General features: G+C 53.7%; 12 protein-coding genes. 4 read left to right on the plus strand and 8 right to left on the minus strand.

Going from position 1 to position 14,202, the window contains the following annotated elements:
- Window positions 1–122: 122 nt before the first annotated feature.
- The gene (locus DYU11_RS02830; protein ID WP_119666114.1) at window positions 123–941 is read right to left on the minus strand and encodes an aldo/keto reductase; all 819 of its coding nucleotides are present in this window, start codon (window positions 939–941) and stop codon (window positions 123–125) included.
- A 67-nt stretch (window positions 942–1,008) separates the two neighbouring features.
- Window positions 1,009–2,178, minus strand: a complete 1,170-nt coding sequence (locus DYU11_RS02835; protein ID WP_119666115.1) for a PQQ-dependent sugar dehydrogenase — start codon at window positions 2,176–2,178, stop codon at window positions 1,009–1,011.
- A 170-nt stretch (window positions 2,179–2,348) separates the two neighbouring features.
- Between DYU11_RS02835 and DYU11_RS02840 the strand changes: the two genes are divergently transcribed.
- Complete coding sequence (locus tag DYU11_RS02840) at window positions 2,349–2,912, plus strand: Uma2 family endonuclease (protein WP_310589462.1); 564 nt, start codon at window positions 2,349–2,351, stop codon at window positions 2,910–2,912.
- A gap of 9 nt (window positions 2,913–2,921) precedes the next feature.
- On the opposite strand, the gene DYU11_RS02845 is transcribed toward DYU11_RS02840, so the two are convergent.
- On the minus strand, window positions 2,922–3,137 hold the full coding sequence (locus tag DYU11_RS02845) for a hypothetical protein (RefSeq protein WP_119666117.1): 216 nt from the start codon (window positions 3,135–3,137) through the stop codon (window positions 2,922–2,924).
- Between the two features lie 111 nt (window positions 3,138–3,248).
- Window positions 3,249–6,125, minus strand: a complete 2,877-nt coding sequence (gene carB / locus DYU11_RS02850; RefSeq protein ID WP_119666118.1) for a carbamoyl-phosphate synthase large subunit — start codon at window positions 6,123–6,125, stop codon at window positions 3,249–3,251.
- Window positions 6,126–6,421: 296 nt separating this feature from the next.
- Between carB and DYU11_RS02855 the strand changes: the two genes are divergently transcribed.
- Window positions 6,422–7,858: a hypothetical protein gene (locus DYU11_RS02855; protein ID WP_119666119.1), complete on the plus strand. Its 1,437-nt coding sequence runs from the start codon at window positions 6,422–6,424 to the stop codon at window positions 7,856–7,858.
- Window positions 7,859–7,913: 55 nt separating this feature from the next.
- On the opposite strand, the gene DYU11_RS02860 is transcribed toward DYU11_RS02855, so the two are convergent.
- The 3 genes from DYU11_RS02860 to DYU11_RS02870 form a co-directional block, all read right to left on the minus strand.
- A complete protein-coding gene (locus DYU11_RS02860) occupies window positions 7,914–8,678 on the minus strand; it encodes a ferritin-like domain-containing protein (RefSeq protein WP_119666120.1) in 765 nt (254 codons plus the stop codon).
- Between the two features lie 13 nt (window positions 8,679–8,691).
- Window positions 8,692–9,447 carry a ferritin-like domain-containing protein gene (locus tag DYU11_RS02865; RefSeq protein ID WP_119666121.1) on the minus strand — a complete coding sequence of 252 codons (756 nt, stop codon included), beginning with the start codon at window positions 9,445–9,447 and terminating at the stop codon, window positions 8,692–8,694.
- Window positions 9,448–9,936: 489 nt separating this feature from the next.
- On the minus strand, window positions 9,937–11,778 hold the full coding sequence (locus DYU11_RS02870; RefSeq protein WP_119666122.1) for an ABC transporter ATP-binding protein: 1,842 nt from the start codon (window positions 11,776–11,778) through the stop codon (window positions 9,937–9,939).
- Window positions 11,779–11,904: 126 nt separating this feature from the next.
- Here DYU11_RS02870 and DYU11_RS02875 point away from each other — a divergent pair, with 126 nt between their 5' ends.
- Window positions 11,905–12,255, plus strand: coding sequence for a PadR family transcriptional regulator (locus DYU11_RS02875; RefSeq protein WP_119666123.1), 351 nt, complete (start codon window positions 11,905–11,907; stop codon window positions 12,253–12,255).
- 1 nt (window position 12,256) lies between these two features.
- The gene (locus tag DYU11_RS02880) at window positions 12,257–12,952 is read left to right on the plus strand and encodes a hypothetical protein (RefSeq protein WP_119666124.1); all 696 of its coding nucleotides are present in this window, start codon (window positions 12,257–12,259) and stop codon (window positions 12,950–12,952) included.
- A 167-nt stretch (window positions 12,953–13,119) separates the two neighbouring features.
- Here the strand turns inward: DYU11_RS02880 and DYU11_RS02885 are convergent, their stop codons facing one another.
- Window positions 13,120–14,181: a glycosyltransferase family 4 protein gene (locus DYU11_RS02885; RefSeq protein ID WP_119666125.1), complete on the minus strand. Its 1,062-nt coding sequence runs from the start codon at window positions 14,179–14,181 to the stop codon at window positions 13,120–13,122.
- Between the last annotated feature and the right edge of the window lie 21 nt (window positions 14,182–14,202).

Raw genomic sequence — 14,202 nt, forward strand, 5'->3', positions numbered from 1 at the left:
CGTGCGGCACTGGCCATTGTCGTGGTTTAGCTCCTGGACTAGGGTTTTAAATAAAGTGAGTGTACAAACAGTGGACCGCCACAAGCCTTTGGTTTGTGGCGGTTTTGTTGTTGGAATACTTCCTAAAAATCCAGCGGATTCCACGCAACGCGGGTGTTGTCGTGCCAGGTGTTCATGTCGGCCATGTCCTCGTCGGAGATAGCAAAGTCAAACACGGCGAAATTCTCCTGAATACGCTCTTTTTTTACGGATTTGGGGATTGTGACAACGCCTTGCTGCAGCGACCATTTTACGAGAATCTGATACGTGCTTTTGCCATATTTTTCGGCCAGGGTTACCAGCCGGGGATCGTTGCTCTTTTCGCCACGTACCAACGGCGCATACCCCTCAGGCTGGATGCCTTTCTCACGGCAGTACGCTACTACGTCGGCCGGATTGCAGTATGGGCTAAATTCAAACTGATTGACGGCCGGGGTTACGCTGGCGATGGTGAACAACTCATCGAGGTGCGGCTGGTAGTAGTTCGATACACCGATGGCCCGTACGCGTTTGTCGGCGTAGAGCGTTTCGAGCGCCCGCCAGGTGTCGAGCCGTTTTTCGCGAATCGGCCAATGAATCAGGTACAGATCCACGTAATCCGTTTTCAGCTTCTCCAGGCTCTTGTCAAAGGCAGTGAGCGTGGTATCGTAGCCTTCGTCGTCGTTCCAGACTTTGGTGGTGATGAACAGCTCCTGGCGCGGCAAACCACTGGCCGCCATGGCATCGGCTACTTCGCGTTCGTTGCCGTAGATACTGGCCGTATCGATGAGTCGGCAGCCCGCTTCGAGCGCCCATTCGACGGCCTGTTGTACTTCATTGTTGTGGCGGGGAGCATACACGCCGAGGCCAAGCAAAGGCATCTCGACGCCGTTGTTGAGGGTGGTAGTCGATTGAAGGTTCATGAAGCGCAAACTCGCAGATGGTCCGAAAAGTTTAACCCGCTGCGGCTGCGCTTCATGAACGTTTTCTTTACTCCGACACCAGCCGTATGATCCGGCCCGGCCCTTCGAGTGAGATGTACAGATTACCGTCGGGGCCTTGTTTTACATTCCGAACACGCCCTTGTCCGTCCAGTAGCCGCTGCTCGCCTGCTACCCGATTTCCGTCAACATCCAGACGGCTGAGGTAAGTCAGCGCCAGTCCGCCGGCAAGCAGATCGCCCTGCCAGCCGCCAAACTTACTGCCCGTAACAAACGCCAGCCCAGATGGCCCCATCGACGGAGTCCAGGTGTAGATCGGCGCCTGAATGCCCTCACGGGTTGGACTATCGGCTACGGGGCGGCCATCGTAGTTGACACCGTTGGACACCAGCGGCCAGCCGTAATTACGCCCCGCCTGAATGATATTCAGTTCATCGCCACCACGCGGCCCGTGTTCAGTCGCCCACAGATCGCCCGTAGCTGGGTTGAGGGCCAGCCCCTGCGGATTACGGTGTCCGTACGAATAGATTGTGGTGGGCGCTGTCTGACCGGGCAGTACCGGGTTATCGGCCGGAACCCCACCCGACTCGGTCAGGCGATGGATCTTTCCCCACTCGTTACTCAGGTTCTGGGAATTCTGGTTCGGAGACGTAGCGCCACCGTAGGTACTTGGTCCGCCTTCGCCCACGCTGAGGTACACCAACCCGTTCCGATCAAATTCAATACGTCCGCCATAATGCCCCTGCCAGGTGTTGGTGGCTGCCGTCCGGAAGATAGTAGACAGTTCGGCGATCTGATTCCCGTTAATCTTGAACCGGATCAGGTTAAGCCGAGTGGCCGTGGTGCCCGCGGGTGAACTCGAATAGGCCGCATACACCCAGCCGTTGCTGGCGTAGTTGGGATGCACACGCAAATCAAGCAGTCCACCCTGCCCCCGGGCGTTGATATCAGTAGGCAAACCCGTCAGTTCGGTGGCGGCACCGTTGGCAAAGCGGAACATACGGCCCCGCTTTTCAGTAAATAGTAAATCCCCGTTGGGCAGGAAGTCCATGCCCCAGATGATCTCATAGCCGGTCAGTACGTTCTCGGTGCGAACGGTGGGAGTATCGGTAGACGTCGGCGCTGTGTCTGATTCCGTTTCAGGTTCCTCACGGCAGCCAACAACCAGGGCTGTCAGTATCATCAGCACGACGGCCCGAATCGACATTGCAGGTTTCATACGTTGTTCATTGATGCTTTATATAGTAACGCAGAACGCTAAAAACAGTTGTGCCACAGCTTCATGAAGCTGTGGCACAACTCGGACAGGAGGAAGAGAGGGTCAACCAGCCACGAATCACCCTTTTGGCCGAAAGTTGGTTATCTTTGTTAAAAACCAACGTAATGCTTATGACTGCATCACCAACTTTGGAGACGCTCCCAACTAATCTGCAAACGGTTGATGAATTTGAGCAGTGGCAGCGTCAGTACGTCTCCGAGGGCAGCTACGAGTTTGTCCGGGGCCGCATCATTCCTAAACCATCCATGAAGCAGGACGAGATCGACATTGCTGATTTTTTAATCAGAGCGTTTATGCAAACTCCCCAGTTTGCTCAGAAGCACACCTTACTGCCCGAAGCCGACTCTTATGTTGATGGTGTGCGAAAACGAATACCCGATCTGACTTATTTCACGGCTGAACAAAGGCAGGCCATCCGGAATGGCGAGCGCGTCAAAACGCTGTTTGCAATCGAAATTTTGTCGGATTCGGAGACGTTTGAAGACGTCAACGCAAAGATTCAGGATTACTTTGATGGCGGGGCTAGATTAGTTTGGTACATCGCGCCGAAGTTGCAGAAAATTTACGTGTACACCTCTCCCGATGAATCGAAAGCTTACAAAGGGCAGGAAGTTGTATCGGCTGCGCCGGTGGTGCCTGAGTTGCAGTTTACTGTGGCGGAGTTGTTTGCTTGATCGAAAGTTTTAAGAAATCTCACAAAAAATATCTTCCTCGGATTGAAAGCCAGCTGCTTCGGTATAAGAACGTACCTCCTGGCGAAGGCGCTCCATCTGCTGACGACGGAGATAATCAGTCAGTACTTTCTGAGCGACAACCGCTTCATCCGCATTCGTTAACGCCGTTTCCTGCTGAAGTTTGTTAGCCAGCGCATCATCCAGTGCTATAGTCAGTACAGTCATAAACGGTCGAATTGATTGAGTAAATATCCGTTTTAGAAACGCAAATCGCAATAAAAGAGTTGTGCCACAGCCTTTAAGCCGTGGCACAACCATACATAACTCTGCTTCGGCCTACCGGCTCAGGTAGAGATTCCGCTCGGAGTAGACATTCTGGAAGAAATCATCCGTCAGGTCGTCGATAAAATAGATGCCTTCGCCCGTCGACTTCATCTCTGGTCCAAGCTCCTTGTTCACATTCGGGAATTTGTTGAACGAGAACACTGGGATCTTGATCGCGTAGCCTTTCTTGACCGGTTTGAAGTCAAAATCTTTCACTTTCTTATCGCCCAGCATCACCTTGGTGGCGTAGTTGACATACGGCTCCTGGTAGGCTTTGCAGATGAACGGTACCGTTCGCGATGCCCGCGGGTTGGCTTCGATAACGTAGACCTTTTCATCTTTGATCGCAAACTGGATGTTGATCAGCCCAACGGTCCGCAGCGCTACGGCAATCTTCCTGGTGTACTCCTCAATCTGACGAATCACGTTCTCGCTCAGATCGAACGGCGGCAGCACGGCGTAGGAGTCGCCGGAGTGAATGCCCGCCGGCTCGATGTGCTCCATGATGCCGATGATGTACACGTCCTCGCCGTCGCAGATGGCGTCGGCTTCGGCCTCGATGGCGTTTTCGAGGAAGTGGTCGAGCAGGATGTTGTTATCCGGAATGTCGTTCAGGATTTTCATCACGTGCTGCTCCAGCTCCGTTTCGTTGATGACGATCTTCATGCTCTGGCCACCCAGCACGTAGCTCGGCCGCACCAGCAGGGGGAAGCCCAGCTCCCGCGACAGTTCCAGGGCAGCTTCCGACTCGCGTACTGTGCCGAACTTCGGATACGGGATGTCAAGCTTGCGCAGCATCTCGGAGAAATGGCCCCGGTCTTCGGCCAGGTCGAGCGCTTCCCAGCTTGTACCAATGATCTTGATCCCGTATCGGGTCAGCTTTTCGGCCATTTTCAGGGCCGTTTGCCCACCCAGCTGCACAATTACGCCCTCGGGCTGTTCGTGCATGATGATCGCGTGAACGTGCTCCCAGAATACCGGCTCGAAATACAGCTTATCCGCAATGTCCGGGTCGGTCGACACCGTTTCCGGGTTGCAGTTGATCATGATGGTTTCGTAACCCGCTTCTTTGGCGGCTAGTACGCCATGTACGCAGGAATAATCGAACTCAATACCCTGTCCAATACGGTTTGGTCCGGAGCCTAGCACGACAATCTTCTTCCGATTGCTCCGAATGGATTCGTTGCCGGGCAGGTCTGATACCGGCTCCGGACGATCCTGCGTGATCGGCACCTGGTTGTTGAAGGTCGAATAATAGTACGGCGTTTTAGCCTCAAATTCGGCCGCGCACGTATCCACGCATTTGAACACCCGCCGGATGTTGTGCTGCTGCCGGTATTGATACACCTTACTTTCTTTTACGCTCAGCAAATGCGCCAACTGCCGGTCAGCGTAGCCTTTCTGCTTGGCAGTGCGGAGCAGTTCGGGGGGCAGATCCTCCAGATCATACTGCTGAATTTCGCGCTCCAGTTCGATCAGTTCTTCAATCTGGTGCAGGAACCACGGATCGATCCTGGTTAATTTCTGAATAGTCCGGAACGACATCCCCGCTTTGAACGCGTCGTAGATGTGGAACAGCCGGTTCCAGCTCGGATGCTCCAGCGATTTCTTCAGTTCTTCCTGGTCGGTCAGCTCACGACCATCGGCACCGAGGCCGTTCCGCCGGATTTCGAGCGATTGACAGGCTTTCTGCAGCGCTTCCTGGAAGTTTCGGCCGATACCCATGGCCTCACCTACCGATTTCATCTGCAAACCCAGCGACCGGTCGGCTCCCGGAAACTTGTCGAAGTTCCAGCGCGGTACTTTTACGATCACGTAGTCGATGGCCGGCTCGAAGAACGCCGACGTTGTGCCCGTAATCGGGTTAATCAGCTCGTCGAGGTTATACCCGATGGACATTTTGGCGGCAATCTTGGCAATCGGGTAACCGGTTGCCTTGGATGCCAGCGCCGACGACCGGCTCACGCGGGGATTTACTTCAATAACAATGATTTCGTCCGTTTGCGGATTTACTGAAAACTGGATGTTACATCCACCCGCAAACTTCCCGATGCCGTCCATTACCCGGATCGCCAGATCGCGCATCTGCTGGTAGAGCGTGTCGGGCAGGGTCATGGCCGGAGCCACCGTGATGCTGTCGCCGGTATGCACACCCATCGGGTCGAAGTTCTCGATGGAACAGATGATAATGAAATTGCCGTTGTTGTCGCGCAGCAGTTCCAGTTCATACTCCTTCCAGCCCATTACGCTCTGCTCGACCAGTACCTCATGTACCGGCGATGCGTGTAGCCCGTGGGTCAGTGCCTTGTCGAACTCTTCGGGCGTGTTGACAAAGCCGCCACCGGTACCACCGAGTGTAAACGACGGCCGGATAACGAGCGGAAATCCAATTTCCTGCGCAATCTCCTTGCCTTCGAGGAACGACCGGGCCGTGCGACCTTTGCAGACGCCGGCGCCCAGTTCGAGCATCAGCAACCGGAATTTCTCACGGTCTTCGGTGGTTTCGATCGCCTTTATGTCAACGCCGATAATCTTGACGCTGTACTTTTCCCAGATACCGGCCTTGTCGCAGTCGATGGCCAGGTTCAGCGCCGTCTGACCGCCCATCGTGGGCAGCACCGCGTCGATGGGACGCCCCATTTCCTGGTGCTTCTTCAGGATTTCGACGATAGACTTTTTTTCGAGCGGCTTCAGATACACGTGATCGGCGTTGATCGGATCGGTCATGATCGTCGCCGGGTTAGAGTTGATTAGCGCAACTTCGATACCTTCTTCACGGAGAGAGCGGGCCGCCTGTGAGCCAGCGTAGTCAAATTCACACGCCTGACCGATGATGATAGGGCCAGAGCCAATAATAAGAACCGAGCGGATGTTGGGATTTTTGGGCATTGGTGGTTGAAGAATAGTCACTCAGCAGGCATTACGGATGGGTTGTCAATAGGTACAACCTTTTGCAATGCTTACATCATGACAATCAATGACGATACGGTCATTGACCTCGCCGAAACCGACCCGACTGCCCGAGTGAAAGCGGATTGGTGACAATCAGCCCCCGATTCGTCGGACCGATCCGTTTCTGTCTGGTCAAAAATCACGCAAAATTAGCGTATGGCGAAGGAAATTGAAAAGGTAAATCGAACAAAAACAGGATGATGGTCTTATTTTTACTATAAATTCCTCCCGCTATGCACCGACCGTATCTTTATTGCCTTTGTCTGTTACTTACCGGCCTTGTACTTTCCTGCGTTCAGGTGATCGGGCCGGAAGACTACGTGGCCCCTCAACGTCCCCCAACCAACCCCGGATCCGGCGGATTACCTCCGCAGCAGCAGCCGACCCCGCAAAGGCGACTGTTTATATCGAACGGCCAGGTCCGGCTGGGAATTGATCTTAACGCCGGCGGTGCCATTACGTACCTGTCCGAAGCCAACAGCAGTGTCAACATGGTTAACAACGTGGATCTGGGTCGGCAGATCCAAACCTCGTTGTATGCTGGTCCTATTCCGTACGTCATCAACGGTAAACAGCCCGTACCACAGTGGCGAACACTCGGCTGGAATCCCGTTCAAACCGGCGATTACTACAACAACCCGGCCCGCGTTGTCAGCTACCAGCAGGGAGAAACCAACTTGTACGTAAAAACCGTGCCTCTGATCTGGCCATTGTTCAACGAACCGGCCGAGTGTGTGATGGAGCACTGGATCGAACTGAAAGACAACCGGGTTCACGTCCGTTGCCGATTTGCCGTGAGCCGCCCCGATACCACCCAGTATGAAGCCCGAACGCAGGAGTCGCCTTGTGTTTATCTGAATGGGCCGTACTACCGGATGATTGGCTACACTGGCCTGCAACCCTTCACAAACGCTCCCGTTACGGAGTTTACGGAAGCGGGCGTTACCAACCGGTATTCGACCGAGAACTGGATTGGATTGTTCAACGAGCAGGGCCGCGGAGTGGGTTTATACCGGCCCAACGAATACCGCTACCGGTCGTCGTTTATGGGAAACTCCCGTACGTCTGGCGAGTACGATTTTTCGAGCGGTTACGTCAACGCGGAAGATTTTTTGCTGATCGATCACAACGGTCAGTATGAATTTGACTACACGCTGATCCTGGGCTCCATAACCGATGTCCGGCAGTACGTCTACAGCCAGCCCCGCCCGGCCCGGGTGCCCAACTACCGGTTTGTGAACGACCGGCAGGGCTGGTACTACAGCAACGCAACGGATACCGGCTGGCCGATTCGCAACGAACTTAACGTCCGCTGGAGCCGGGTCGATACCTCGAAAGTAAACTTCAGGGTCAGCAGTCCGCTGGTATTCTGGCAGGCAACCGAGGTTCCAAAAATTTACATCCAGGCCGCTTTTCAGACTAAGTCTACAACTGCCCGGTTCAGCTGGCGCAAACCCGACGAAGTAGATTTTTACGCCATCAGTGGCCGGTTTATCGACTTCCCGATTATTGGCGACGGACAGTACCGAACGTACGAAATCAACCTGAACGGTGTTCCCGGCTGGGAGGGCGTTATCAAACAGATCAGCCTTGATCCAACGCCCGGACAGGAACAATTTGAGAAAGGCTCCACGCTTCGCTTACGAAGCATAACGGCCACGCCCCTCTGACAAACAGAAAGCGCCGGGGATGGCCCCGGCGCTCGGCATTTTATCATCTGATCGATTACGCAAAGAACGGCGTAACGATGGCCAGTACCGCTTCGCGAGTCAGCGGTTCGTCGAACGCTTCTGACACAGCCGTTGCCGACAGGCCCGTGAGCTGAACGAGATCGATACCTGCCTGGCTTAAGGCTTCGTCGCCGGCGTAAACACCCTGGGGCGCACCGTTGGCCAGTGTAATCCAGCCTTTCTCACCCCGCAGATAGCGAATCCGCGCTGCGTGACGAGCCTCTACCGAGTGAATCTGCAGAGCAATCGTCAGCACCTCAGGAGATACCAGCAACCGGGCCGCCTGTCCCTTGTAAGCCCGTACGCCTGTGTCTTCAAACGCCTGCGCTACGGTGTAGTTTGTCTGAACGTTTGTGAATACGTCGCCAAACGTGCCTTTAGCGGTGAAGTCGAAGTTCGGCTTCATCACGGCGGCTGAGCCCAGGGCACCCTTCAGCAAGTCAACGTGTGCGTTTTCGTGCTTGGCGATCTGCTCATAATACGGGCGGGCCATGGCCGGAATGATACCGGCTGCCAGACTGCGGTTATAGAATTCGGCTTCCAGATACTCCAGCGTCAGGGCAAAGTTCAACACCTCGGCCACTACGTTATTTTGAGCGTAGGCCTTGTTCAGAACGGCCGAGAAGGCCAGGGGAGCCGTACCCAGGAAGGCTTTCTTCATCCAGCCCTGGAATACGTGGCGACGCGTTACATGGTCCAGACGCTCGTATACATCGGCATCGACCTTTTCAATTTCGTTCAGTATGTTTTGGAGATTCATGGCGATTTGGGGGTTATGCGCGACGACGCACGTTCATGCCGTTGAGAGTTTCTTTGATGTACGGTGTTACCAGAGCCAGTACTTCGACTGGAACCCGAATTTCTTCCAGACCAGTGCTCGGGAAGATTACGTCGTCACCGGCAAATGAACGACTCTGCGGATCAATCAACGTGCTGATGATCGATGCGTGACGCGCTTCAACCGACACGATCTTACCGGCCAGTGTCAAATAATCGGCACTCATGATAAACTGACCGGCCCCGTTATAAGCCGATACGCCGATGTTCTCGAACAGGCGGGCAGCACCCAGTACCGCAGCACGGTTGCTGAAGTTGATGCTGCTGAAGTCAGGCGTCAGACCCGGGATAGCCGCCGAGCCGATAGCCGCTTTGAACAGATCACGGTGAATAATTTCGTGATCGCGGATGTCGGTCAGAATTCTCCGTTCCATATCCGTCATACCTGAGTACGGCGTTGCAATCACCTGCGTATAGAAGGCGGCTTCCAGCTGCTCCAGCGCATACGCGTAGTTCAATACCGTTACATCGTTGTTACCAACGTCCCCAAAGTCGATGGTTCTGAATCCTTCACGAGCGCTCCGGGCCGCTGCGGTAGGGTCAACGATTTCGTTTTGGCAGGCACTTAACGCCACACCTGCTGCCGCGGTTACCCCGAGGTAGCGCATGAACATCCGGCGGCCAAGTGCTGCGGACTCTTTGCCGGTCAGCATCTGACGAACGTCAGTGTGGCCATTAGACTGATTTTCCATTGAGTACAAAAAGTTTGGTTTGCCGCTTCCCCGTTCATCGGAGAAGTACCATAAGTACGCACGGATTGGCTACGTAGATTTGTTGATATGTATTATTTTATGTCTTTTGACCGAAACATGAGGTTATGGCTCACCTGCGCGCCTTTTGGCACAAAAAATTTATAAAAGTCTATTACACCTATGTATTGTTAAATCTTTATCCTTTTTATTCGTAATTAACAGCCTGGTATTAAAGGGATTTACACGTAGGAGCGCCCAACGCAAAAATCCGTTCAGCCAGGCCTGCTGGACCTGGCTGAACGGATTTGTATCTAGTGGGCAAGAACCGCAACTACCCCCAAAGCCTTCCCGAACTACGAAGCAGTCATACGGAATAAAACCCTTAAGGCGAAGCCCGGCAATTGAGCGGTTTGTTGTCGCCGGATGGTAGAGCAAGTGGTAGTAAGGCGGTTAACCTACAACCAGACGGTTTAACGAACGTCGATCTGATTACACGCTTTGCATGGTGCTCAGCTTCCGATAGAAACCCTCGTCGAGCGACACCAGCTCGTCGTGACGACCGCGTTCGATGATACGTCCCTGGTGCACCACCAGAATCTCGTCAGCATGCTGAATGGTACTGAGCCGGTGGGCGATCACCAGCGTAGTCCGGTTGGCCATCAGGCGCGTGAGAGCTTCCTGCACCAGCTTTTCCGACTCCGTATCAAGTGCCGACGTAGCTTCGTCGAGGATCAGAATGGGCGGATTTTTCAGAATAGCACGGGCGATGCTGATCCGTTGCCGCTGCCCACCCGACAGCTTACTGCCCCGGTCGCCGATGACGGTTTGATAGCCATCGGGTTGTGCCACGATGAAATCATGAGCGTTGGCAATCCGGGCGGCCTCCATTACCTGGGCTTCGGTAGCCGAACTGCCGAAAGCGATGTTATTGAAAATGGTATCGTTGAACAGAATGCTTTCCTGCGTTACGATGCCCATCTGCGCCCGCAACGACTCCGTGGTGCAGTCGCGCAGATCAACGCCGTCGATCAGAATCTGACCGGCGGTGGGGTCGTAAAAGCGCGGAATCAGATCAGCGATGGTCGATTTGCCCCCACCCGATGAACCGACCAGCGCGACCGTTTTTCCCCTCGGCAGATCAAAATTGATGTTTCGCAGCACCGGTACGTCGGCCTGATACGCAAACGATACGTTCTGCACGCTGATCCGGTCGCGGAAAGCCGTGAGTTCGCTAGCGCCAGGTTTGTCCTGAATGGTCGATTCGGTGTCGATCAATTCCAGCACCCGCTCACCGGAGGCCAAACCGCGCTGGGCACTGCTGAACGCATTGGAAATATCCTTAGCCGGCCGCATCACCTGCGAAAAAATGGCGATGTAGGCGATAAACTGCGACGGCGACAGGTCCGACTGGTTCGACAATACCAGCGAACCGCCATACAACAGAATTCCCGCCACCACCGTTACGCCCATAAACTCCGAGAACGGCGACGCCAGCTCCCGCCGATTGGCCAGCGACCGGATAGCCCGTCGATACGCCTGGTTCTCTTCCCGAAACTTACCCATCACGTAGGGCTCGGCATTGAATCCCTTTACAACGCGCATACCGCCGAAGGTCTCGTCCAGCAGACTGATGAGTCCGGCAAGCCGGTGCTGCCCTTCCTGAGCGTCGCGTTTCATACGCTTGACCAGCGTAGCGATGAAAATGCCGGACACCGGAATGACAATGAAAGCAAACAGCGTGAGCGAAACCGAGATGTTAAAAAGTGCGTAGAGGTAGCCGATCAGCAGAAAAATCTCCTTCATGGCCGCCGACAACGTATTGGCAATCGAGTTTTCGACTTCCTGCACGTCGGTCATGATGCGGGAAATGAGGTTGCCTTTGCGCTCGTTGGAGAAAAAGCCGAGGTGCAGCCGGACCGCCCGCCCGAACACGGCCTCCCGCAGTTGTGCCACCATCCGGGCTTTGAACGTTTCCAGTTGCCGCACCGACAGGTATTTGAAAATATTACTCAGCAACACGGACAGAATAATCACGACGCAGACAAACTGCAACGCACCGGTTCGACCGTATTCCTGGAAATACTGCACGAAATAATAGCGAAACAGATCGGCCAGTTCGCTCGGATTGAGCGAGAAATCTGGGGCTGGTTTACTCAATAACGACTGCCGTTCCTGCGGACTGATCTGATCGAACAGTACGTTGAGGAGCGGAATCAGGAGCGTCAGGTTCAGCACCGCGAACAAACTGGCCAGCAGCGAGGTTGGCAGGAATCCGACAATGAACCGCCCCAACGGTTTGGCGTATGATAATAAGCGAAAGTACGTTTTCATTCAATGGTGACTTCACCGCAAAGGCGCGAAGGCTTCTGCAAAGGTCGCAAAGAAATCAACGCGGCCGTACGATAAATTATACCTAAGACTCGTAGGTATATAAAATTCATAGTTTACCTTTAATTCATGAACAACGGTACTAATTCCCAACTGTTGAAGGGTAGCCTGTCGGTGGTTATTCTGCGCCTGCTCGAAGAACGCGAGAAGATGTACGGCTATGAAATCACCCAAAAAGTGAAAGAGCTGACGGCGGGCGAAATGGCGATTACGGAAGGTGCCCTGTACCCTGCCCTGCATAAACTTGAAGCAGAGGGGCTGCTGACGACGGAGATTCAGGTCGTTGACGGCCGCGCCCGCAAGTATTACTCGCTGACCAAAGACGGTCATAGGGAAGCAGTCAGCCGGGTTTCCGAACTGACCGCCTTTTTGCAGAATCTGCAAACGATTCTAAATGTAGGATTCAAACCCGCTCTTTAACATGAACCTGACCCAAGCGCAACTACAAGCCATTGATTATCATTTACGTTATGACAATTTGCTCACTAATGAAGAGCTTATTCTCGAACTGACTGATCATTACTCCGCTAGCCTTGACGAACTCTTGTCTACTGGTCTGGCCTTTGGCACCGCGCTGGCAACTATAACGGCCGGCTTTGGGGGGTGTAACGAACTGCAAAAAATGGAACGTCAGTACAATCGTATCACATTCCGACATTACGACCAACGATGGCTTGGTTTCATTCGGGAGTCATTTCGCTGGCCGCTTAGTATCGGACCAATCAGTTTGTTTGTACTTGCGTTTTGGACAACCCTTGAAGCACCAAAACCTCATTCATTTTCTCTTCAAACCCTGATAGATACTTTTTGGGGAAGTGTAGGCATTGGCACCTTAATAGGCATGATTTTGGGATTGCCTTTGTTTTCTTTCTTTGGCAGTATTCTGAAACATGGCGTCCACAACGTACCTACAGAAATAAGTTACATTCTTAGCCGATTCTTACCGGCCTTGTTACTCCTGTACCTCTTCGCTGGGTGCCTGATCTATTTGGCTCCTCACTTGCCCGCCTATATATATGAAGGTTCATTAGCAACTTGTGTTATGTTAGCCGCTGTTTTACTGTATTCGCACAGAAAGATGTATGATTCGCTATATGAGCTTACTCCTTCTCGATAAACTAAAGTCTCTCATCGCGAAAACGGATTGTAGCTTAACCAGGCCATGCTCACCATCGATCAACTTCATGCCATTGATAAGCTCATTCGTAGTCATCTCTCAGAGACAAAATGGGGGCAGCAGGAATTAAATTCAGTCACCAGGCAATAGCCCGATACTAATTCCTACTATTTCAATACCTCCTGATACAACGCCCAATACGCCTTTGCGGCCTTTTCCCAGCTAAAGCGGTTGGCCTGCCAGCGTAGTCGGTCGGCTTTGAGCGGGTCGTCGTGGTAATCCATCATGCCTTGCCGGAACGTCTCGACCATCTCATCCGGCTCAAACGACGTAAAATACACCGCTTCCCGACCGCCAATCTCCGGCAAACTGGTCAGATTGGAGCAGAACACGGGCTTTCCAAACGACATCGCTTCCACCACCGGCAATCCGAACCCTTCGGAGAGCGACGGAAACAGAAATGCTTCGCAGTGGGCATAAAGCCAGATTTTTGTGGGTTCGTCTACGGCTCCGGGCATCAGCAGCCGGTCGGCTACACCAATTTTCTGAGCCTGTTCCAGAACGTGCTGGGCGTAGGGATGACCATCGGGACCGGCCAGAATGAGTTGATAATCCGGAAACGCTTCCAGAAACGGCAGCAAAACGTGAACGTTTTTCTTGGGATGGATGACGCCTACAGACAGAAAAAACGGTCGGTCGGTCTGGATCGCCGAAGCCGTTTCCTGAACCGGGATGGTAAGCGCTGCCAGTGAGTTGCCGTTGTAAATAACCTGTAGCGGCAGGCTTTCCGCTACGTGTAAATGCTCCCGTACCACCGACGCCGTAAACTCCGAAATAGCCGTCAGGACTGAGATCCGGCTGATTCTGCGCTGCAACAGGCTCAGCTTCCGGGCTTTTTTAACGGATGGATAATCCGGCCGGTCAAGGAAGTTCAGATCGTGGATTGTCAGGATCAGTTTGGTAGGCGACAGGGGCAGATAGATGGAGTCCTGATGCAGGCAATGCCAGACATCGTATCGGCCACCGAGCCAGATCTTCCGCCACCACGACGCTTCAACGTAGCTTACGTCATCGCCGAATACGCCCTCCTGCCCTTTTGGCACCAGAAACGTTACGGTCCAGCCCTCCGGGCGCTGGCGAATCAGCTCGCGGCCCAGATGCAGGCACACCTGACCCAGACCGCTGGTAAGATCGCGTAAACGTTCGGTATCGATGAATAGAGACGGCATGGGAGCAGAGTTTATCTCACA

It is taken from the genome of Fibrisoma montanum (assembly GCF_003583365.1).
GTDB lineage: Bacteria > Bacteroidota > Bacteroidia > Cytophagales > Spirosomataceae > Fibrisoma > Fibrisoma montanum.

Coding starts and splice junctions, on each gene's coding strand:
- DYU11_RS02840 (WP_310589462.1), top strand. CDS start 2,349: ATGACTGCATCACCAACTTTGGAGACGCTCCCAACTAATCTGCAAACG.
- DYU11_RS02875 (WP_119666123.1), top strand. CDS start 11,905: ATGAACAACGGTACTAATTCCCAACTGTTGAAGGGTAGCCTGTCGGTG.
- DYU11_RS02835 (WP_119666115.1), bottom strand. CDS start 2,178: ATGAAACCTGCAATGTCGATTCGGGCCGTCGTGCTGATGATACTGACA.
- DYU11_RS02830 (WP_119666114.1), bottom strand. CDS start 941: ATGAACCTTCAATCGACTACCACCCTCAACAACGGCGTCGAGATGCCT.
- carB (WP_119666118.1), bottom strand. CDS start 6,125: ATGCCCAAAAATCCCAACATCCGCTCGGTTCTTATTATTGGCTCTGGC.
- DYU11_RS02865 (WP_119666121.1), bottom strand. CDS start 9,447: ATGGAAAATCAGTCTAATGGCCACACTGACGTTCGTCAGATGCTGACC.
- DYU11_RS02880 (WP_119666124.1), top strand. CDS start 12,257: ATGAACCTGACCCAAGCGCAACTACAAGCCATTGATTATCATTTACGT.
- DYU11_RS02885 (WP_119666125.1), bottom strand. CDS start 14,181: ATGCCGTCTCTATTCATCGATACCGAACGTTTACGCGATCTTACCAGC.
- DYU11_RS02860 (WP_119666120.1), bottom strand. CDS start 8,678: ATGAATCTCCAAAACATACTGAACGAAATTGAAAAGGTCGATGCCGAT.
- DYU11_RS02845 (WP_119666117.1), bottom strand. CDS start 3,137: ATGACTGTACTGACTATAGCACTGGATGATGCGCTGGCTAACAAACTT.
- DYU11_RS02855 (WP_119666119.1), top strand. CDS start 6,422: ATGCACCGACCGTATCTTTATTGCCTTTGTCTGTTACTTACCGGCCTT.
- DYU11_RS02870 (WP_119666122.1), bottom strand. CDS start 11,778: ATGAAAACGTACTTTCGCTTATTATCATACGCCAAACCGTTGGGGCGG.